Source organism: Vibrio sp. 1167, assembly GCF_033340375.1.
Lineage (GTDB): Bacteria > Pseudomonadota > Gammaproteobacteria > Enterobacterales > Vibrionaceae > Vibrio > Vibrio alginolyticus.
Genome location: NZ_JAWOWK010000002.1, coordinates 433,583 through 453,861, shown reverse-complemented (window position 1 = coordinate 453,861; position 20,279 = coordinate 433,583). Strand labels below are relative to the sequence as shown.

At 41.3% G+C, this 20,279-nt stretch carries 17 protein-coding genes, 2 tRNA genes and 2 pseudogenes; 7 read left to right on the top strand and 14 right to left on the bottom strand.

Annotated elements, in window-relative coordinates; all coding sequences use genetic code 11:
- Positions 1-397: 397 nt before the first annotated feature.
- A complete protein-coding gene (locus R7Z78_RS05415; RefSeq protein WP_225452469.1) occupies positions 398-667 on the bottom strand; it encodes a YegP family protein in 270 nt (89 codons plus the stop codon).
- A gap of 652 nt (positions 668-1,319) precedes the next feature.
- Between R7Z78_RS05415 and R7Z78_RS05410 the strand changes: the two genes are divergently transcribed.
- The 3 genes and pseudogenes from R7Z78_RS05410 to R7Z78_RS05400 all read left to right on the top strand — a co-directional run bounded on the left by R7Z78_RS05410 (position 1,320) and on the right by R7Z78_RS05400 (position 5,004).
- Positions 1,320-1,649, top strand: a complete 330-nt coding sequence (locus R7Z78_RS05410) for an AHH domain-containing protein (RefSeq protein ID WP_081248153.1) — start codon at positions 1,320-1,322, stop codon at positions 1,647-1,649.
- Positions 1,649-2,218 (top strand): hypothetical protein, encoded by a 570-nt coding sequence (locus R7Z78_RS05405; RefSeq protein WP_064353863.1) that lies wholly within the window; start codon positions 1,649-1,651, stop codon positions 2,216-2,218. Before R7Z78_RS05410 ends, R7Z78_RS05405 begins: the two co-directional genes overlap by 1 nt.
- 1,808 nt (positions 2,219-4,026) lie before the next feature.
- Positions 4,027-5,004 (top strand): annotated as a pseudogene (locus tag R7Z78_RS05400) (DDE-type integrase/transposase/recombinase).
- A 174-nt stretch (positions 5,005-5,178) separates the two neighbouring features.
- On the opposite strand, the gene R7Z78_RS05395 reads toward R7Z78_RS05400, so the two are convergent.
- From R7Z78_RS05395 to R7Z78_RS05375, 5 genes are all read right to left on the bottom strand, one after another.
- Entirely contained in the window at positions 5,179-5,586 is a 408-nt protein-coding gene (locus tag R7Z78_RS05395; RefSeq protein ID WP_033905182.1) for a hypothetical protein, read from the bottom strand.
- An 836-nt stretch (positions 5,587-6,422) separates the two neighbouring features.
- On the bottom strand, positions 6,423-7,079 hold the full coding sequence (locus tag R7Z78_RS05390) for a hypothetical protein (RefSeq protein ID WP_104975270.1): 657 nt from the start codon (positions 7,077-7,079) through the stop codon (positions 6,423-6,425).
- A gap of 833 nt (positions 7,080-7,912) precedes the next feature.
- Entirely contained in the window at positions 7,913-8,221 is a 309-nt protein-coding gene (locus R7Z78_RS05385; protein WP_033905178.1) for a hypothetical protein, read from the bottom strand.
- Positions 8,222-8,372: 151 nt separating this feature from the next.
- Entirely contained in the window at positions 8,373-8,816 is a 444-nt protein-coding gene (locus R7Z78_RS05380; RefSeq protein ID WP_033905177.1) for a hypothetical protein, read from the bottom strand.
- 551 nt (positions 8,817-9,367) lie between these two features.
- Complete coding sequence (locus R7Z78_RS05375; RefSeq protein ID WP_033905175.1) at positions 9,368-9,583, bottom strand: hypothetical protein; 216 nt, start codon at positions 9,581-9,583, stop codon at positions 9,368-9,370.
- Between the two features lie 172 nt (positions 9,584-9,755).
- Here R7Z78_RS05375 and R7Z78_RS05370 point away from each other — a divergent pair.
- Both R7Z78_RS05370 and R7Z78_RS05365 read left to right on the top strand, forming a co-directional pair.
- Positions 9,756-10,037, top strand: a pseudogene (locus R7Z78_RS05370) (helix-turn-helix domain-containing protein); the annotation flags it as partial.
- A 51-nt stretch (positions 10,038-10,088) separates the two neighbouring features.
- Positions 10,089-10,901 (top strand): tyrosine-type recombinase/integrase, encoded by an 813-nt coding sequence (locus R7Z78_RS05365; RefSeq protein WP_033905174.1) that lies wholly within the window; start codon positions 10,089-10,091, stop codon positions 10,899-10,901.
- A gap of 196 nt (positions 10,902-11,097) precedes the next feature.
- On the opposite strand, the gene R7Z78_RS05360 is transcribed toward R7Z78_RS05365, so the two are convergent.
- The 8 genes from R7Z78_RS05360 to hppD all read right to left on the bottom strand — a co-directional run bounded on the left by R7Z78_RS05360 (position 11,098) and on the right by hppD (position 16,709).
- Positions 11,098-11,174: transfer RNA gene (locus tag R7Z78_RS05360), tRNA-Val, on the bottom strand.
- 32 nt (positions 11,175-11,206) lie between these two features.
- Positions 11,207-11,283 (bottom strand) — tRNA-Val (locus tag R7Z78_RS05355).
- Between the two features lie 179 nt (positions 11,284-11,462).
- Positions 11,463-11,801 carry a hypothetical protein gene (locus R7Z78_RS05350; protein ID WP_005377830.1) on the bottom strand — a complete coding sequence of 113 codons (339 nt, stop codon included), beginning with the start codon at positions 11,799-11,801 and terminating at the stop codon, positions 11,463-11,465.
- A gap of 119 nt (positions 11,802-11,920) precedes the next feature.
- On the bottom strand, positions 11,921-12,580 hold the full coding sequence (locus tag R7Z78_RS05345) for a DUF2726 domain-containing protein (protein ID WP_005377831.1): 660 nt from the start codon (positions 12,578-12,580) through the stop codon (positions 11,921-11,923).
- A 195-nt stretch (positions 12,581-12,775) separates the two neighbouring features.
- Positions 12,776-13,444, bottom strand: coding sequence for a maleylacetoacetate isomerase (gene maiA, locus R7Z78_RS05340; protein WP_005377832.1), 669 nt, complete (start codon positions 13,442-13,444; stop codon positions 12,776-12,778).
- 21 nt (positions 13,445-13,465) lie between these two features.
- Positions 13,466-14,503 carry a fumarylacetoacetate hydrolase family protein gene (locus R7Z78_RS05335; protein WP_047100685.1) on the bottom strand — a complete coding sequence of 346 codons (1,038 nt, stop codon included), beginning with the start codon at positions 14,501-14,503 and terminating at the stop codon, positions 13,466-13,468.
- 9 nt (positions 14,504-14,512) lie between these two features.
- A complete protein-coding gene (locus R7Z78_RS05330) occupies positions 14,513-15,643 on the bottom strand; it encodes a homogentisate 1,2-dioxygenase (protein WP_005388948.1) in 1,131 nt (376 codons plus the stop codon).
- Entirely contained in the window at positions 15,636-16,709 is a 1,074-nt protein-coding gene (gene hppD / locus R7Z78_RS05325) for a 4-hydroxyphenylpyruvate dioxygenase (protein WP_005377835.1), read from the bottom strand. Before hppD ends, R7Z78_RS05330 begins: the two co-directional genes overlap by 8 nt.
- 538 nt (positions 16,710-17,247) lie before the next feature.
- Here hppD and R7Z78_RS05320 point away from each other — a divergent pair.
- The gene (locus R7Z78_RS05320; RefSeq protein ID WP_047100686.1) at positions 17,248-18,354 is read left to right on the top strand and encodes a M20/M25/M40 family metallo-hydrolase; all 1,107 of its coding nucleotides are present in this window, start codon (positions 17,248-17,250) and stop codon (positions 18,352-18,354) included.
- A gap of 264 nt (positions 18,355-18,618) precedes the next feature.
- Complete coding sequence (locus R7Z78_RS05315) at positions 18,619-20,229, top strand: peptide ABC transporter substrate-binding protein (protein WP_017633966.1); 1,611 nt, start codon at positions 18,619-18,621, stop codon at positions 20,227-20,229.
- The last annotated feature ends 50 nt before the right edge of the window (positions 20,230-20,279 follow it).

Genomic DNA, 20,279 nt, shown 5'->3' with positions numbered 1-20,279 from the left:
CACTAACTTATACGCCTTAAATACAAAACCCAACGATGACATAAAAATGCCACGCGTTGGAAATCACTCTTAAATACCTTGTTAGTTTTTTGTTTCTAGAGTGTGCTTATTTTCCAAGTCGTCTAACCTGTTTTTAAGTTTCTCTAACTTTCGAGAATAAATAAAGAAACCGATTTGAGAACATACTACGGCCACATAGAACAGGTTATCTCTATGTTGAGCTGGAGCATCATTCCACAACCATATAGCGAAGACAGTGACAAGCACATAAGAAATAATATTTGAAATCATTGATGAAGCCCCGAAACTAATCGCACACTTCGATTTTCTAACTCTGTATTTACTTTTTTTAATTCAGACTTATTAAACGCAACAGCTCCCAAAATGACAAACATAGCTAAACCACCTCTGCCAAGTTTACCTCTAGCTTTAGATTCCTTGGATAGTTACCAGCTTTTAGGTTGAACATGTATTTGCCAGCCGCTGTTTCTTTCCTTTCATATTTTGAATCGTCAGGCGCCTTCTTTTTCACTGAGTCAATGCCATTCTCACAACTTGGTTTTGTTGTGTAGCTCTCACTAGCTAAGATATTTTGTCCATTTCCTGCTTTTAAACGAAAGCGATATTCTCCCGCTGTATCTTTATAAAGTTCAAATTTTCCAGACATAGACGCCCCACAATATTATTGACAAATCAAACATTAAAGATATATGCATGTCAGATCATACAAAATATAATCAATTTTTCAAAATTTTCAATTATGTTGAATAAGTAATACACACTAGCTTCTGTAGGTGTGTTCTCAAAGAACTTAATGCACTCACAAGTAGCTGCCATCTATAGAGTTATAAACAACCAAGGACATTTTTGAGAGCTAATTACAATATCAACTAATTAGCGTTGAAGCTATCTGTAGTTGTGCATATGATAGACGCACAATCGGAAATGGAGATTATGTTGTGCAACCTAGAGGCAAATCACTTTCTGTACCACTACGTCCCAAAATCCAATGGCACTTGAACTAGCTGTACACCGATATGAGGTTTCAACTATTAAACTTTATAATCAAACTTGGATGAGACAACCCTAAATCTTTCAAAGCTTCTCAAGAAGATTTGAAACACCTCAAAACCTTGAGACGTAGCTTAAATGCACGGTATCATTACAAAATAACTTACAGAATATCAAGAGCGAAGCGCAGTGACTTCGCCAGACGATTTAATGGATGAACCTCATCACCTTACCCGTGTTTTGGCAAGATACCTACCCAGTATCGGTGACACCAAGCAAACTAAACGACATGAAGCCACCATATTATTATGGGAACTGGGCATTTCCGAAAAATGGAAATGATCTTTGTAACACGCAACCTTCATACGCTTGGTCTTGGAATCAATGACCCATCCAATGGTGTTTGGTTACCTAGAAATGTGAAAAACAAAGGATATTGGAGTTCTCCAGATGCTGAAGCATATAAGAAAGTTCATCGCTATGACTATGAAGCATGGGTAGTTACAAATTTAAGCAATAACTCTCTTAAAAAAGATGTGTTCATTAACCGTCTTCGTAATATCAAAATTAAATTAAAAACTTCTACTTACCCCGAAGGTATGATTTCTAGCAAAAACCCGAACTGGAATGATGAATAATGAACGTCTACCAATTGAAAGAGGCGCCGCATGATTACAAGGCTTTGCAATTAGGTCCAACGGAACTCTTCGGTGCCATAGGCAAACAACATCTAATGACCATACACCGCCAGCGCTCTCAGAACACGTCATTACTAGATATTTGGAAAAATGTATCCGCCTCATTCGATGACGTTTTAGGAACTAACGCTGACATCCCTGATGTGTCGCTGTGGTCTATGACATACCTAGTACTGTCCCATCGTGCTTACGAAATATTAAAACCCACCTTAGAAAATGAAGGTGAGTTTCTATTGGTAACTGTCGGAGAGGAACAAGTTTATGTCTTTAACTGCCTCTCCTTTGGCCAAGAAGACGAATCTGTTTGCGTGAAGAAATATCTTGATGGCATCGAAGATGGTTACGAAATACTTTATTTCGAAGAATCGGATATCGAGAAGCGATATCTATTTAAATCACGACTTGAAGGTTGTCAAAGACTGTATGCCACTGAATCTTTTAAACACTTATGTGACCACTATGACTTGCGTGGGCTTCGGTTTGAAGAAGAGCTGCTAAGAGTGTTTTAGCCAACTTAAATTTCAAGTAGCAGCTATGAAATGTATTAAATTATTCAAGAGTAACAATGAGGAAACCGTGATTGGATAAAATAGAATGAACAAACGAGTACATTGCACTAGTTAGCGAACAATTTAAACTGTGGGCTAACTTCCTCAATACAGGTTCGGGGTGTTAACTTTTACTCTGGCAATAACGTATATGGGAACATCTTCACCGTCGGTAAATCGGGTTCTTTCTTTACTCGTTATTTTCTTTGTAAGGATTAATGGCTCCCAGTATTTACCTCATAAAACTTGGCAGTTAAGAGTTAAAGCAAAATCAGACGAGAAGACAAAGTTAATACTACTAGGCCTAGAGCAAAAATACTTTAATTTTATAACAAACTTCACCATGTATCCTATGTTTATGTTTGGTTTGCTATTTCTCATAGCTGTTTCTTTGAGTACATCAATAGCAAAGTATTTTCCTTTGTGGTAAACATACGTCGGCTTTTATAAAATCCCTTAAGAATGACTCAAACGCTTGGCATTTTCAATTAAATAGCGACCTTCGTGGTTAAAGTTAATTATTAAAATTATCACAAAGTAATATTCCATTATAGTCTTAAAAGGGAATTATATGAAGTTAGTTGACAGCGCGGGAGCTACTGCTTTAATTACTGAATGTTTATACTGTGCTAGCACAGAATTTAAACATGGATATTTTAGAACCTTAGGTCTTGATGGCGATTTATTAGAGTGAAGCTTCCAAGAAATTATTTATGAGGTTTTATATAAATCTTAAATAATATTGTAGATTTTTAGCTTCTTTCGTTTGGATGTGTGTTTGTATATTCATTTTTTAGAATATCAATCAGTACAAATATACGTAAAATTTTTAGCCAGAAAAGTAGCAGGTCAAAAGCACTTTAGGTTAAATACTAAAAATCCAACGAAAATAGAAGATAAATATCTATCATATTTAAAGGTATCTTGAGGATTGCTTTTAGCAAAATTCATTTTTATTGTCATATATCCAATCATGAAAAACAAGGCGTCACTAGAGAAAATGATGTGATAGCAGTTATAAAAAGCAATGGAAATGACAAAGTCACATTCCGGACTAAAGAGTATGAGACTAGTATGATATTTTTATACTGTGGTTCTCGAAATTGTGCAGGGTATGATCCAGAAGGGAGTCAAATTATCTATGTACCCCAAACACAAATGACGACGAAAAACCCAAGAATATACCAAAGATGTTGATTATTCTATCTACAACTAGCTTTCTGATTACTACTCAATCCGATGAAGAACTAGTAGTGGTTACGGACTGGCTTCAGCGTAATTCACGTCGCCGAAAAATGACGAGCACCCTCTAAAATATCAACAATTGGAAGATATACGAATTAATTATGTGTTTGAGCCAGGAGATTGCAAGGGCAAAAAAGATGACGATAAACAGTATATTAAGAAACTCCGCAAGAAACTGAAGTTAACACATGAGAATGGGGTTGATTCATTTAATTACTTATAGTGTCGACCGAGACAAAATAAATCATTTTATGTCAATGCGTACTAAAGTGATGCGTGAGTTAGCTAAGAATTTAATTTATCGGTCAGCCATAGGGGAGGATTTTCAACCTCAAATACAAGATATTACGAAGTGACTAGAGTTAACTTTCAAAGCTTGGCCCTATCATGTTTTAAAGGATGTCTCTAATTTAAACCTCTACAACCAAGACGCTATCCGTACACAAACCAGCCCCTTCAGATTTTAGAGTCTTTATCCTAAACTGTGTGATTCATAGACATTCTTTCAACTATGCTGGGTGTCTATGGACAGAGAAATCCAACAAAGACTACGGTGGGTAAAAATGTATGAGGAATGTGGTTATGCAGGCCTGGTATGTCGACGCTGTAGTATTTCCAGACCAACATTACATAAGTGGGCTAGGCGATAGAAGCAGTATGGAATCGCTGGTCTGGAAAGCCAGAGCAGACGCCCTCATTCATCTCCAGTTGCCAAGCTCTATGATGAGCTAAGAGCATTGATCGTTACGATGCGTGAGAAAGGCAATTTAGGGGCGCGGCGTATACAAACGAAAGTAATCCGACTTCACCAAATACATCTAAGCACAGCGACACTCCATAAAGTTTTATACGAAGCACCAGTCAAACTCATCGTAACTTACCGACGAAAAAAAGATTTCCAAAGATATGAGCGCCCAATTCCTGGTGATAGAGTCCACATGAACACCTGTAAAATAGCGCCTGGAATTTACCATTATACAGCTATTGATGACTGCTCTCGCTATCGGGTTCTAAGGTGCTGCTCTCGGCGCACAGCAGCAAATAAAGTTGACTTTATCGATTGTGTCGTGGAAGAGATACCATTTCCTATCCAGCGTATTCAGACGGACAGAGAGCGTGAATTCTTTGCTGAGAAAGTCCAGAAACAACTCATGATTTATGGGATCAAGTTTCGCCCAAATAACCCTGGTTCACCTCACTTGAATGGTAAAATGGAACTCTCGCAGAAAACAGATAAAAGTGAGTTCTATCCGACCATAGATGTCTATGTGGGGTTGGAAGAACTGGACCTGCTGCTAGCTGAATGGCAACACTACTACACCTAGGAACGGCCCCACAGCTCGTTAAATGGGCTAACCTCGGATAGACAGGATTACTAAGATTCTGATCAAACCCTTTTGTCTGAAGAGGTATCTCAGAACTACGAGATCAAGAAAGAGAGGTATCAAGAGCAGAATTACAAGCTCGATCTTCAGCTAAGAAAAGTGAAACCATCTCTATGAATCACACATTTAAGCTTAGAAACATGATTTTGATTGCTAGCTTTTTCTGGCGACTAACGCCCTGTTAAGGGGTGAGCAACGCAATACTGATGCCACCTTAAACACCGAAACCAACACACAGTGAAAATGCCACGCGTTGGGAATCACTCTTAAATGCTTTGTTATGTATAGCGGCTAGAGAGACCAATTGTAGCTTTTGAAAAACACATCATCTATAGGAAGAACCGGGCACAACAATGCCCCTTCAAGCGGCTTACTGACCGCGATTACTTTTGAAACCTCATCAATCATTACACCAACAGATTCAAGAGAACAGTTCTGTTCGACACTCACCCCCCATTTTTCAGCTTGATTAGAAGATATAGGTTGGCCTAGAAGAATGGCTACTTTGTTACCTTTTACACTGAGTGTCTGTAAATCACCTTGAGCATTAACTGCCCAATTACATTGAGAAGTTAGTTTTGTTTCAAAAATGGTAGACTCTTCAAACAAAGTACAAGATGATCCATTGTTAACTGACAGATTAAATGCTAAGGAAGAAAAACTAACAAACGATAAAAGTAGCGTAGTTGTTTGTTTCACTGTTTTATCTCCCAAAACCAAACTTCATCACCAAGATTAATCCAATCAGGGGCGCCTCCCTTCATATGCTCGCCATCCCAAACGTCAATGTGATCGGTACTACCCCACCCATTCCTGATAAAGATAATCCCTCTCCGACCCATTAATGATTTTCTCTTTGCTCTTTAATAAGCTCTTTATTTCCAAATATATTAGGGTTAACAGAGATCCAATTTGCTAACTCTTGGGCTGCTAAAATGTGTCTAGGACTATGTTTAAAGCCAGGGTAGCAGCGCCTATTAGGATATTTTTGGTCAAAACTTGAAGTGTCGATACCTGTTTCCTCCAGAGCAACCCGTACGAATAGCACACTGATTAGGAAAATGAGCCCTATCACAAGGAGATTTTGGGTATGGATGGTTTTTCCACAACTTGACAAATTGAATTACTGACACTGTACGTACCTCACTGAAACAAAAGCACTCTAACACACTCAAAAATAGCAGTTACTCTAAGTGTCGCACTTCAAACTTGATACTAAGAACTCGAAGCAAACATCAAAGGGTAGATAGTAGTTCATAGGCCCTTTAAGAGTGCACGAATTATTCGATCGCGAAATATACGTAAGATAAACCATGTTATCGCTATCGTCGCTGATACCACAGCCAAACTGTCTACAGCCATCACGATGTAGAATAAGCAGCCGACAATAACACCAATCAACATCGCTACGTTGAATGGAAAAGCGTTGAATTTAACTATACCGGATGAGCCCTCTCTTAGCTCTGTCTTTAGTCCTTGCAAGTAAAAGAAGAGTAAAGTGCACCCACCGAAAAGACCCAATATTGCTATAATCATTATAACTCCGAAGGATTGATTAGACCTCTGAGGATCAGCTCTTTTCTGGCATCTTTCATGCCTTTGGTTTGCATTGCATTAAAACCAATAATCATTATCACAAAAGCGCCAAGCATTCGCCCTGACTCACCTACAAGTTGCTTTCTTAATCCCAATTTTTTCGCTGTCTCTAACACCTTATTCGAACTAACGATACTCGTTAGACCTTTGGTCACTGTTGTTTTCATTCCTTCATTAAAAACAGAATATACGCCAGCGGGTAACACTCCGACTGAAATCGTTGGAACATCAAAGCCAGGGCTACTGAGTAAGTCAGAGATTTTCTTGTTTGAATTATAATAACTTTTTAACTCAGAATCACTTAGTGACCAGCAGAACCAGTATGGATTTGCGCCGATTTGGCCTATCATTCCATAGAGTTTAGACTTCAAGCGATTGTTTTTTAAATTCAACACACTACTCGTTACTTTTCTTTGGTCGGGCTTCGATAAATGTCTGTACAACACAATACCAGATAAAAGGCTTAACGATTGATTTTCACGATGTAAATCATTTTTATATGGTTCTAGACCCATGAGAACAATGAAAAACTTTAACGGATCTTGATTGTGTTGCCGATGGGTGTATCTGGAAGATGTGACGCTTAAAGAGTCCATGCCTAAAAGTCCTTAGGTAATTTCAATACACAAATCATTACATAATATTAAGTAGGCGTTTCGTTTGTAAAATGTCATTTACTTCTAATGTATTGATATATAGAACTATATTAAAAGTGAGATCTGGTAGGGGTATCCACTTTTAGGTTACAAAAGCTGATGCAAACTTGTAAAGTTGCATCGTTGATTGTAACTTGGTGAAACTTATTTTGAGGCAAAGGTGAGTCTGCCGTGGTCGACATCTGACACGCCTTTGCACAGTTCAGAGTTGCGTTTTTCTAATTTAGTAGAGCATGAATTAACTGATGTATGGCAACTCGCTTATTTGAGCGCCCAGTATCATTAGAACAGAGCACACCGAATACAAACCCATATTGCTCAGTGCTTAATCATTAATAAATTCAATAACTTTACAAGATGATGAAGCATAAAAGGCTAGAGGGTAGCTCCTTCATCAAGAAACCGAATATACGGACGCAACAACTAAAGAGTTGCTTTGAGTTGGAAAGCAACAGGTAAGGGTTTCTTACTTATTGCCAGCAGGAAATGAGGCAAATTAACGAATTTGAACTCCACTTTAAAAAACTTGGGCGCTATCTTAAATCCTGAGATTAATTCCACAAACTTGAATTACTCCTCTTGAGCACATTTTGATCTTAGAGGCTATTCGGTGAAGATCCGAAACAAAAACAAGCACAAACAGTGATTTAAATCACAATTAGGAGTTATTTTCGCAGTTCCTCTCAATGTTTCCCTAGAGGGTAACACCAAGATAATATTACATATAAAACAATGCCTTGTAATGAAATCGAGAATCCATCTTGAACAGTTTGTTAGCTGAAAGTTTCACCGAGTGCATCTATCCATTGCTCTGGCTTCGCTACAATAAACTCGTAACACGTGTTGTTGGCTAGCTTTATGCGAAATGCATTCGTGTTGGTTGGAGTTACACCACCACCTTTGCCCAAGTACTTAGCTACGGCAGCAATGCCTTGGCGCTTTAATTGATATGGACCAAAACCCAACTTTTCGTTGTACGGAATAAAAATTAAATCCGGCTTCGTTAGTTCTAATTTCCCATCTGCTTTAGTCGCACCGAATTGAGTTGTAGCTGTTGAAGACTTAATTACTTTATCAGACATAACGTACCCTCTTCCTTGATTTACTTTTGTCTGCTAACGCCCAATTAAGGGGGTGAGTAACGCAAAACCGATGCACCGCAAAGCACCTTAATCACTCAAATTAACGCATAGTAAAAATGCCAAGCGTTGGAAATCACTCTTAAACAGTTTGTTAGCTATCTATCAAATTGATACAGTTTTGAATGATGATTGCACTATCAGCTTTACTTTGAGTTTGCATCGCGCATTGTGCCATAGAGCTATAGCCACTACTCTTACGTACTTCATGATTCAAATTATCTAGCGCAAGACGAAGAGTTGAAAGATTAAACACTCCGTTATTAACCAAATATTTTACTGTCTCAGGATAAAAACTGGCCATTTCTAAAAATTCAGCTTGCTCATTCACATCATTAAATATATTTTCCCGTTTTAGACACTTTTTGGATAATTTCATGGACAAGATACTGCGCTCTTGTTCGTTGAAAACTTTTCTTTGCATCAAAATAAGAGTCATCGCCAATGCTGCGTCAACATCGTAATGATCGTTTTGGCCGCCAACCATTTTTAAGCACTCTTCAAAGCTTTGAATCAAGTCAGGTAAGATTCCATTCATGTTATTCCTCCAATTTACATTAGGCAATATCTGGCATTACAGCTAACACCCTGTTAAGGTGTGAGCAACGCAATGCCGAAGCTGACGCATACCACCTTAATAACTTAAATCGACGCATAGTAAAAATGCCACGTGTGCAAAATCCCTCTTAAACGCTTTGTTAGCGCGCTATTAAGTTAAACAAGAAATTCTTTGGGGTCCGTTGACTTCCAGTCCTTTTTTCCTCATTACTGTAATAACTATATTCACGTTGATGCTCATCACCATCAACGTGAATCTTATTAACAGCGCAAGGCATATTTATATGCGAAACCGTACACCTAATATTAAAAGTATCATTGTAACTCAACTTCTTAAGCACCTCTACATGTAATACTGTTAACCTGTTAAATATAGAGTTAAGCTCAGTAATAATTATCAATAGATTATTACGTATGCCATTCATTCTATCTTTAACAAAGTGCTTAGATGACTTAAATGACATTTATGGCAACGTAAAATCTTATTCACTGAACGTTCGAGAGCAGCTATTTGAGATCGTGAAATCATGTTTACCCCTCCATAAAGCTACGATAAAGCTCTTCAAGCTTCGAGTTCAATTCAGAGTCACTTTTCGCAGAAATTGAGCCAATTAACTCTGATTCACTTATATTTCCTAGTCTCACATCAAAGCTTTTATTATCAAAACTATCAACGAAAATACACATTTCACTCCCCTCATAAAAGAATGAAGCAGAGTTATCATTAACAGACATATCAAATTTCATCTTTTCCTCTTAATAATGTTTATAAATATCATGTCGACTTAGTGCGTTGCGAATCACTCTGAAGTAACTTGTTATACCGCTTGGATTCAAGTACGAAGTGCGACACCCCTGAAATTTAAAACTGTGAGATGTGCTATTCATAAGTTTTACTCCCGCCAAGAAGTGAAAAACCATGAATTACACACACCTCACTGAGAATGAAAGGTATATGATGTCCGCACTTAGAAAGCAAGGCATTAGTGTCGTCAACATCGCTAAAGAGCTAGGGCGTCACAAGAGCACTATCTACCGAGACTTTAAACGTAACTCTCGATATAATGCCTATCGCCCCAACCCTTCCTATCAGCCAGCTAGAGCGCAACAAAGAGCTAGAAACAGGTTAAGCCGATCACGGCGTAACAAGCGGTATACCAAGCACGATTTCAAAATTATTGACGCACTTATAATGCTCGACTTAATGAGTTTGTAGGAGACAAGCTTTCCAAGTCAATTAACTTAGGAAACCATGAACGACTTTCTAAATACATATTATGGCGATAAATCCAAAGAGGTTTATAACAAGAAACTTTCTCGATTAAAGAAGAGCTTTAGCTATCTAGCAGATGAATCCGCAATTAGTGAGAACTTTATGTTTAACAAAAAACCAAAATGGCTAAATGTTTCTGATAATAAGAAAGAACGCTTGGGTTTAGATATAGAAGCATTCAAAGCAATTGAAAAAGAGGCCCCTCTATTTTTAAAAGTAGCGATGGGGTTATCGATTCAATCGACTCACGCAGTAGCTGAACTACATAGAATAAAATACCGTATACCAAAACCGGATACATGTGGAATTGTCTGGTTTGATACTCCAAAACCAGAGAACGGAGAAATTGTATTTGGTACCTTGTACATACATCGAGCAAAGGTTAAGAATGCTAAAACGTCTTATGTTGCTATTCCGGTGACAAGCGCTATCAAAGAAGTTGTAGAGCTATCTAAAACAGATAAGCTACATTGCCCTTACGTAGTGCATCGTAGACCTGCAAGAAACAATAATATCGCTAAGCAGTGTGACCACCGTTACCAAGTGACCAGTCGCATGATCAGCGAAACATTTTCCAAAGTACGCGACGAACTCGGTTTGTACTCTAACGTAGAAAAAGCTAAGCGCCCTACTTTCCATGAAATCCGAAGGCTATCGGCAAAACTCATCGATGAAATGGGTGTAAACCCTCGCCAACGCATGGCACATGCCAGTGATAGAACCACTCAGATTTACACTGATAGTCACGACGTAGAATGGCATGAAGTACCAGCCATAAGCGTCGCAATATAGCCCATTTCAAGCGCTGTACAAACTACTGTATTTTACCACCTTTTTACCACCCTTTTACCACCCCCTCGAACTTTACTCAGTACTAACGCAGAGTAATAACAAGGGGATAAAAAGGAAAAAAGAAGGAATTCCACTTGAATATCAATAAGTTATAGACACAAAAAAGCCCACCAAAAGGTGGGCTTTTTCTAAAATTTGGTGGGTCCGGGCGAACTCGAATCGCCGACCCCTACCATGTCAAGGTAGTACTCTAACCAACTGAGCTACGGACCCAAATTTTGTGTTCCTAACCATTCAATTCAGAATGGTGCGTCCGAGTGGACTCGAACCACCGACCCCCGCCATGTCAAGGCGATACTCTAACCAGCTGAGCTACGGACGCATTTCTCTGGAACGACGAGGATATTAGCTATAAGCGAACGACGGTGCAAGCACAAATTTACCAACTTTGAACCGTTTGGCGAAAATGTAAACTCAACACGCGTTTTCAGATGATTTTATCGACAAGGACTGAGCCTGCAGGGTTTAAAAGTGTGATCTATATAACTTTTATTATCTCACTTAATTGTCGTAAGGCACTTCACTGAGCATCCAAATCTGTAAGGTTTGCGATACCTTAGGGCAAGTGCCGAACAAAATCTGATATTTAGGTTTAAATGGTTCGCCGATATAGGTTGTACGGATCAACTCTCCTGTTTTGACGTCTACTTGAGTGCTCACCCTGCCTTTGAAGTTTTGAAATATGACAAACTGCTCACTGTGGTAAACCATTTGCTCTCGGTAAAACAAGAAATGATCTTGGGGTGTCTCTGTCAATTCACACTCCAGTGGTTTCAAATTAGGTATCGCACTAACATTCGATGCGATGAACAACGCCGATAAAATCCATCCGTATCGCATATGGCTGCCCTATTCTGCCCTCTTTTTCAAAGTATAGGCCCTGCCTTGATGACTGATACAAAAAAGGCTTTGATCATCTCTAATCAAAGCCCCTTGTTTCTGCTGGTTAATTGTCGTGTTTAGTCGTCCGCCTCAAACACAACGTTATAATTTTCGGTGTATGTACAATTCGGCTGACGGCTACAAGTAAAGAAACGTCTCCCTTTGAACTCACCTTGGCTTGCGGTTTTAATGATCATCGGACTGCCGCATTTTTTACAAAAACGCACTTCTTTATCGGGCTCAATCAAATCAATGTGTGCCGCAAGCAAACGACGTAATCGCCCAACTTGATAACTGTGCTTTATCGAAGCGCCAATTAAAGGCAGGTTGGCCGTCTTACAAACATGAATCAATAACTTTTGTCTTTCTATCTTACCCTTGTTTAGCTCCTGCCCATTATCCAATTCAACGATAACGCGCGGCTCTAGTGTCCTTGGGTCACAAATAACGTAATCAAAATAGCTTCGAGATATACGGTTGTTCGCGACAAAAAACTGCTTCTTATTTTTGATTTCTTTTGGCGTAACCAAACTGGACATGTTTACTTTCGCGAATACTACGGCATGCTCCCCTACCGCCGCTCTTAACGCATTATAGAACGCACCCTCTTGACCTCTGAGCAGAGGGCCTTTCGAGCGATAAGGATAATCACGCGTGTCATCGTGCTTAATCACGTACTTTTGAATAACAAAGAAGAATAAAACCAGAAGAACAACAATGATAAAAATGTTGGTCATAAATAAAGTGCATCCAAAACAACTCGTTGCTCAAAGCGTAAATGGAAATGTTATGCAGAGCAACAAAACCTCGCAATTTTGAGGCGCCACGACGATAGCGAGAAACAGAAAATTTTGCTCACCAATAAAAACGAGCCAATCACACACTTGGATTGGCTCGTTTAAATTTTGTTAATACATTATGTATGCTAAGAATCAACTATTAGCGTCTGGCTGATTCTCTGGCATCGCATCAATAAAAGCTGGCAGTTGATTGCATGACTGCACAACAGCGTTAATGGTTGGATAAAGAGAGGTATCTACACCAAAGCGTTGTGCGTTATAAAATTGTGGTACCAGACAAATATCGACAATAGATGGCGAGCTTGTCAGGCTAAACTTGCAATCACCATTTAGTTTACGATGCTTCTGAAGTTTCTCTTCTAATGCTGTAAAACCTTTGTGGATCCAGTGATGAATCCAAGCGACTTTGCGCTCTGGCTCGCAAGCTAACTCCCCCTCTAAATACTGTAGAACTCTTAAGTTATTCAGGGGATGAATCTCCATTGCAATATCCTGAGCCAAAGCTAGCGCTTGGTATCGAAGCGGCGTTTGCTCGGGGATCACAGTGACATCCGGGTAGTGTTCTTCTAAGTATTGAATGATCGCCAGTGACTGGGTTAACTGAACCTCCCCATCCACCAGCAAAGGAACCAGTTCAGAAGCGTTTAACTCATGGTACTCGTCACTATGTTGCTCGCCACCATTGCGCACCAAGTGTACCGATTTTGAATCATACGATAACTCTTTAAGATTCAAGCAAATACGCACACGATACGCCGCCGATGATCGCCAGTATCCGTATAAAATCATGCTATCGCTCATATCGTCTCCCAACCAGCACTATTAGTGCTTGAGATATTGGCTAACTTGTTGGTCAATCGAACCGAATATGTTGTTGCCATCCGCATCGAACATTTCCAATCTGATTGAATCTCCAAACGACATAAAGTTAGTCGACGGCTTACCATCACGAATGGTTTCAATCATGCGAACTTCCGCGATACATGAATAACCAACACCACCCTCCTCAATCGAAGTGCCATGTTCGGTGCCTTGCTTATTAGATACCGTGCCAGAACCTATAATTGCCCCAGCAGATAGCGGGCGCGTTTTAGTCGCATGAACAATTAAGTCTGCAAAATCAAACGTCATATCGATACCCGCATTTGGGCGACCAAACGGCTTGTGGTTGTAGGTCGAGAGCAATGGTAAATGCACTTTGTTTTCGTACCACGCTTCGCCGAGTTCGTCAGGTGTTACTGCCACAGGAGAAAACGCAGAAGAAGGTTTAGATTGGAAAAAACCAAACCCTTTAGCTAACTCTGCCGGAATTAGGCCACGTAGTGAGACATCATTCACCAGCATGATCAAACGAATCGACTCCTGAGCCTCTGCAACACTCGCGCCCATTGGTACGTCACCAGTTACCACAGCAACTTCACCTTCGAAATCAATACCCCATTCATCACTCGCAAACTCGATGTTGTCACAAGGACCAATAAAGGCATCAGAGCCTCCTTGGTACATCAACGGATCCGTCCAAAAACTCTCTGGCATTTCAGCGCCGCGAGCTTTTCGAACCAACTCAACGTGGTTTACGTAAGCACTGCCATCAGCCCACTGATAAGCGCGAGGAAGCGGCGACTCACAGTAGTGCGCTTCAAACTCTTCATACCCTGCAACCGTGCCATTGTTCAGTGCAACGTATAGCTCTTCCAGTTGTGGTGCTAGCGTATCCCAGTTATCAAGCGCCACCTGCATCGTCGGAGCTAAGTTCATGGGGTGGAAAATTTCTGTCGCTGGTACGCAGCGCGTTAAATCTTTGCTCACGACCATCAACAAACCGTCACGAGTGCCATTTTTCTTGGTTGCTAATTTCATCCTTGCCTCTTACTTCTCTTGCCAGCTATAGACGTATTCTTTGTTTTCTACTTTTTCCAGCTCATCCGAAAACTGAAGTGCGTGACGCGTATCGATCATGACCGCAACTTCGTCGGTAAAAGTCTTCTTGTGCTCTCGCCCTGCTTTGAATGCTTTCGGGTGAGGGCCATGTGTAAATCCTGCTGGATGGAATGTCACCATGCCTGCTTCAATGTTGTCACGGCTGAAGAAATCACCTGCATGGTAGAACAAGACTTCGTCATAATCGTCATTGTTGTGGTAGAACGGTACTTTGAGCGCTCCAGGATCACTTTCAATTGGACGAGGAACGAAGGTACACACCACAAATCCTGCTCCTACAAATGTAGTATGTGCAGAAGGCGGTAAATGGTAACGATGTGACATAAGTGGACGAATATCACGCCAGTTCACTTTTACTACCGCCAAATCACCATGCCACCCAATCGCATCCAACGGGTTGAATGGGTAAGTGATAACACTGACTTTATCGTGGCGTTTCACCTGAACCTGTGTTTGATTCTCAGAATATTGAGCACGGAACTGATCGTTGATCGACGGCGTTTCTAAAACCGCCGGATCAAACACCGCGTGGTTTCCAACCATGCCTTTTTCGGGCAATGTATAAGCCGCATCGGTGTTTTCAATCATCAGAATGAACATCGGCTCGCTTGGTTCTAAACGCCAGCTCGTTGAGCGCGGGATCATGACATAATCCCCTTCGCTCACTTTCAAATGACCATAATCACAGTAGAGATCTGCCGTACCTTGGTGGATGAATAGCAGTTCGTCGCCATCTGCATTTCTCACCAAGAAGTCCATTTTTTCATCCATACGCCAAACACGAACTTTACAATTCGCGTTGTGTAATAGATGCGGGACTGCCCAAGGGGTAATATGGCTGGCTTTTTCGACTAGATTAAAATCAAACGCTCGTGGACGTAGCTCGCCCTCCCACTCAGACCACCCCGTTGGGGCATGTTGATGATGAAAATGTGTTGCGGGGCCGAAGAAGCCACTTCGACCTGCCTCACGTTCATAAATTGCCTCTTCCGGGAAGTCAGCATGTGCTTGTTTAGAGCACACTCCCTCCCGATGAGGGAATGTGATCCATTTATGCATCGCTCAATACTCCTCGGCGAATTTGGTCTTCTTCTATCGATTCAAACAACGCTTTGAAGTTACCCTCGCCAAAGCCTTCATTGCCTTTACGTTGGATGATTTCGAAGAACACAGGGCCGATAACGGTTTGAGTAAAGATTTGTAGCAAGATGCCATCTTTCGTTGGCGCACCATCAATAAGAATCTGCAAATCACGAAGCTTGCTTACATCTTCACCGTGGCCTTCAACACGCTGATCGACTTTCTCGTAATAAGTATCTGGCGTTGGCATAAAGTCCATGCCTCGCTCACGCAAGGTTTTGACCGTTTCGTAGATGTCGTCAGTGGTCAATGCGATGTGTTGAATACCTTCACCATTGTATTCACGGATAAACTCTTCAATCTGTGATTTATCATCTGACGACTCATTGATAGGAATTCGGATTTTGCCGCAAGGTGCGGTCATCGCACGGCTGACAAGACCAGTCAGCTTACCTTCGATATCGAAATAACGAATTTCGCGGAAGTTACCAATGCGCTCATAGAAACCTGACCAGACATCCATGTTGCCTTGCTTAACGTTGTGCGTTAAGTGGTCGATTTCGTAAAGACCAACATTCGCTTTTGATAAACGCTCATCAGCATCATCATAAAAACGAAAATCGACATCATAAATGCTCTGCTTTCCATAACGATCGACAAAATAAAGCAAGCTTTCACCGATGCCATAAATAGCAGGAATGCTAAGCTCCATCGGCCCAATTTCCGTTTTATATTCTTTACCGCCATTCTCTAACGCATGCGCCAGAGCAACGGTGGCGTCTTTCACACGAAATGCCATGCCACAAACCGACGGACCGTGAACTTTGGCGAATCCCTCAGCTTGGCTATGCGGCTGCGCATTCACAATAAAGCTAATGTCACCTTGTCGATATAACCACGCTTCTTTTGAGCGATGCTTTGCAATCTCCGCAAAACCTAACGATATAAACAGATCTTTAAGCTGTTGAATGCCTTTGTTGTCAGCAGCGGTATATTCAACAAACTCAAATCCGTCTGTTCCTAATGGGTTATATGCATCAACCATGACTTTCTCCTTGTCTCAGTAGCTTTTGTTTGGACTTATTTTTCTAACTTGGCGTAGGTATTGAGAAATTGGAATACGTGGGGAGAAATCTTTATCTTGGCGATTTTTACGCACAATTGTAAAATATATGTTACACGAAGAGTGCGCGTCGAATCCACTTTTGTAAACATTAAATAAACTGCCTACTTTCAATATATTAGATTGATATTTTCGGCTTTACGCCATCACATAAAATGTAAACAAGTTGTTACTTTGGCATTTTATCTTGGCAACGTAACTCAAAAAGTAAAAGGGGATGGAAAATCTATTGCCCCCTATCTCTATCCGATTTATTCATTTGCTCCTGCAAAACATCAAAAGTAATGTTTCGTGACGCTTCATACAGTTCGAAAGGCTCATCGGTCAGAATCGTGTCATGGATACCCCTTTATTGATTCACCTCAGTTTTATTCAAAAGTAACTATGCCATAAGTGGTGCTCTGTTCCCTTTCGAGCCGAGCCACAAGGCTTCACGCTCGATCAGAAAAAGAGACATCTAATGACGCACATTAATCAAGAACGCTTAGTTGAACACTTTTGCCAACTAGTACGTATCGACAGCGAATCAAAAAACGAAAAACAAATTGCAGAAACACTGGCAGAACAGCTAGGCGAGCTAGGCTTTACCGTGCACAAGCTTCCAGTGCCTGAGCACATTTCTAACGGTTTTAACGTGTACGCCCGTTTAGACGGCAAAAAAGACGGCTCTATCCTAATGAGCTGTCATATGGATACGGTCACTCCAGGTATTGGCATTGAGCCACTCATCGAAGACGGCATTATCCGTTCAAAAGGCCATACGATTCTCGGTGGCGATGATAAATCTGGTATTGCTGCCATCATGGAAGCCGTTCGTTGTATTCAAGCGGAAAACCGTGAGCACAAAACGTTAGAACTTGCTTTCACCGTGTATGAAGAAGGCGGTTTATTCGGTTCACAATACTTCGATATGTCACACGTCACTTCAACGGAAGCAATCGTGTTAGATACGGGTGGCCCTATTGGCACCATTGTGACCGCAGCCCCAGGCCAGCAAAAGATCATGGCAAAAATCAAAGGTCGACCAGCACACGCAGGGCTTGCGCCAGAAGAAGGCATCAGTGCGATCATGGTGGCGGCAGATGCCATCAACCAAATGAAGCTGCTTCGCATCGACGAAGAAACGACAGCCAACATCGGTATGGTTAACGGCGGTCAGGCCACAAACATTGTTATGCCTGAATTAAAAATCGTGGCAGAAGCACGCTCCCTGAATGGCGATAAACTAGATGCTCAGGTCAATCATATGATCTCAACATTAGAGTCTGTCTGTGAAAAACACGGTGCAGAAGTCGACATTGAATCTAGCCGAGCCTACGACGCTTTTGTTATTGAAGAAAACCACCCACACGTAAACGCTATAAAAGCAGCGTTTTCAGAGTTAGGAATTGACGCCTTCACAAAAGGCACTGGCGGCGGTAGCGATGCCAACAACTTTAACAAGAAAGGTCTCACAACGGTCAACCTTTCAACTGGCATGGCAAAAGTACACACGACAGAAGAGTTTATCGCGGTAAGTGATATGGTCAAAATCACTGAGTTCGTGAAACATTTCCTAGTCAGTTAACGTCATGCCTTTTGAAGAGCAGACTGACTATCTTCCCCTTCTAGCCTGTGCTTGAAGGGGATTTTAATTTGTATCGAAGCAAAATTACTTCCCGTCATGCCAACTTGATATCAGATCTTCAAAGAAATTCCCCTAGCTCACTTTTTGAGACTAGACAGCTCAACACCTGACACCCTGTTACAGTAATGTTAAAACTCGATTGTGTAGACAATTTATACAATATACATTTCTGGCATCTTTCAGGATGAAAAGAGTGAGACAAGGATGAAATTACCTAAGTTGCTTTTATTAGCGTCGATGATGAGTCCAATACTGGCAACATCAAGCTATGCCGTGCCGTATCCCTCGGGTGTGACCCTCGATGAGACACAAGAAATTACGCTAAACAATGGGGCTGAAGTTACTTCTATTGACCCAGCCAAGCAAGCTGCAGAGCCCGCTTTTAATCTCGGTCGAGACCTGTTTGAAGGTCTGGTCATTCAAGATAAGCAAGGTAAAACCATTCCTGGTGTTGCTGAGTCTTGGTCAGTCAATGACAACAATACGGTTTATACCTTCCACTTACGTGATGCAAAATGGTCAAATGGCGAAACGGTCACTGCACAAGATTTTGTCTACAGCTGGCAACGCTTACTGAATCCAAGCACTGCTTCACCCTACGCTTGGTTTGCGGCCATTCCAAATATCGAAAACTCGCAAGCGATTATGAAGGGCGAAGCCGAACCCGAGTCCTTGGGCGTGAAGGCGCTGGATGAAAAAACATTCCAGGTAACACTCGAAGAGCCTATTCCCTTCTTTACGAAACTATTAAGTCATCCAGTGCTTGCCCCCGTTCACAAAGCGACCGTTGAAAAACATGGCAACCGTTGGACCCAGCCTGAGCATATCGTTACAAATGGTGCGTTTACTGTCTCTGAATGGAAAGTTAACGAAAAACTGGTGATGGTTAAAAACCCACATTACTGGGACGCAAGCAATGTAGTGCTGGAAAAAGTCACCTGGCTACCAATTGGTGATGCAAACGTAGTGCTAAACCGCTACCTAGCCGGTGAGATAGACCAAGCGGTTTCCATTCCTGCCGCTCAGAAGAAAAAGTTAATTCAACAACGCCCACAAGAAGTGGCAAGCACCAGTGCGTCTCTTGGCTCCACATTCTATTACCTCAACACTCAACAAGGACCAACAAAAGACGTGCGGGTCCGTAAAGCCCTCTCATATGCCATTGACCGTCAACTGTTAACGAGTGCTATTTTGAGAAACGGTGGGGTTCCAATGTATACCCTTGTGCCACCTCAAACAGATGGTTTTAAATCTCACACTCCTGAGTTCGCAACTTGGAACCGCCATAAACGTATCGAAAAAGCGCAGCAATTACTGTCAGAAGCTGGATACGATAAAAGCAATCCGCTTAAGTTAACGTTTACCGTACCAACTTTCTCGATGGACGTAAAAATGGCAACGACCATGGCAGGTATGTGGAAAAGCCGTTTGGGTGCGCAAGTCACGATAAAACAGCTAGAACCGAAAGTGTTCTACGCACTTAAAGAGCCGACCGACATTACTCGCGGCGGCTGGACGGCCGACTACAATGAAGCCTCTACATGGTTGGATATCTTCGTTTCTAGTGGCGAGTACAACGATTCTCGTTATAACAACCCGCAATACGACGAGTTAATGGCTCGCTCAAAGACCATGAGCAACCCATCAGAACTGTATTTACAAGCAGAAAGCATGCTGATTGAAGACATGGCCATTATTCCTATTTATCGTCCGGGTAACGATCAATACCTCATCAAGCCTTACGTGGGCGGCTACGAACTGACAAACCCTGAGTCGTCGTACTACCGCAAGAATGTCTATGTAAAAGCCCACTAAAAGCATGTTTTCGGTCTGAGTCGGCAAGTTCAATGTTTACTTGCCGTTCC

What these genes read in the sequence shown, in the direction of transcription:
- R7Z78_RS05415 (WP_225452469.1), bottom strand. Translation starts at nt 667, where the DNA reads ATGTCTGGAAAATTTGAACTTTATAAAGATACAGCGGGAGAATATCGC.
- R7Z78_RS05410 (WP_081248153.1), top strand. Translation starts at nt 1,320, where the DNA reads ATGGGAACTGGGCATTTCCGAAAAATGGAAATGATCTTTGTAACACGC.
- R7Z78_RS05405 (WP_064353863.1), top strand. Translation starts at nt 1,649, where the DNA reads ATGAACGTCTACCAATTGAAAGAGGCGCCGCATGATTACAAGGCTTTG.
- R7Z78_RS05390 (WP_104975270.1), bottom strand. Translation starts at nt 7,079, where the DNA reads ATGGACTCTTTAAGCGTCACATCTTCCAGATACACCCATCGGCAACAC.
- R7Z78_RS05385 (WP_033905178.1), bottom strand. Translation starts at nt 8,221, where the DNA reads ATGTCTGATAAAGTAATTAAGTCTTCAACAGCTACAACTCAATTCGGT.
- R7Z78_RS05380 (WP_033905177.1), bottom strand. Translation starts at nt 8,816, where the DNA reads ATGAATGGAATCTTACCTGACTTGATTCAAAGCTTTGAAGAGTGCTTA.
- R7Z78_RS05375 (WP_033905175.1), bottom strand. Translation starts at nt 9,583, where the DNA reads ATGAAATTTGATATGTCTGTTAATGATAACTCTGCTTCATTCTTTTAT.
- R7Z78_RS05365 (WP_033905174.1), top strand. Translation starts at nt 10,089, where the DNA reads ATGAACGACTTTCTAAATACATATTATGGCGATAAATCCAAAGAGGTT.
- R7Z78_RS05350 (WP_005377830.1), bottom strand. Translation starts at nt 11,801, where the DNA reads ATGCGATACGGATGGATTTTATCGGCGTTGTTCATCGCATCGAATGTT.
- R7Z78_RS05345 (WP_005377831.1), bottom strand. Translation starts at nt 12,580, where the DNA reads ATGACCAACATTTTTATCATTGTTGTTCTTCTGGTTTTATTCTTCTTT.
- maiA (WP_005377832.1), bottom strand. Translation starts at nt 13,444, where the DNA reads ATGAGCGATAGCATGATTTTATACGGATACTGGCGATCATCGGCGGCG.
- R7Z78_RS05335 (WP_047100685.1), bottom strand. Translation starts at nt 14,503, where the DNA reads ATGAAATTAGCAACCAAGAAAAATGGCACTCGTGACGGTTTGTTGATG.
- R7Z78_RS05330 (WP_005388948.1), bottom strand. Translation starts at nt 15,643, where the DNA reads ATGCATAAATGGATCACATTCCCTCATCGGGAGGGAGTGTGCTCTAAA.
- hppD (WP_005377835.1), bottom strand. Translation starts at nt 16,709, where the DNA reads ATGGTTGATGCATATAACCCATTAGGAACAGACGGATTTGAGTTTGTT.
- R7Z78_RS05320 (WP_047100686.1), top strand. Translation starts at nt 17,248, where the DNA reads ATGACGCACATTAATCAAGAACGCTTAGTTGAACACTTTTGCCAACTA.
- R7Z78_RS05315 (WP_017633966.1), top strand. Translation starts at nt 18,619, where the DNA reads ATGAAATTACCTAAGTTGCTTTTATTAGCGTCGATGATGAGTCCAATA.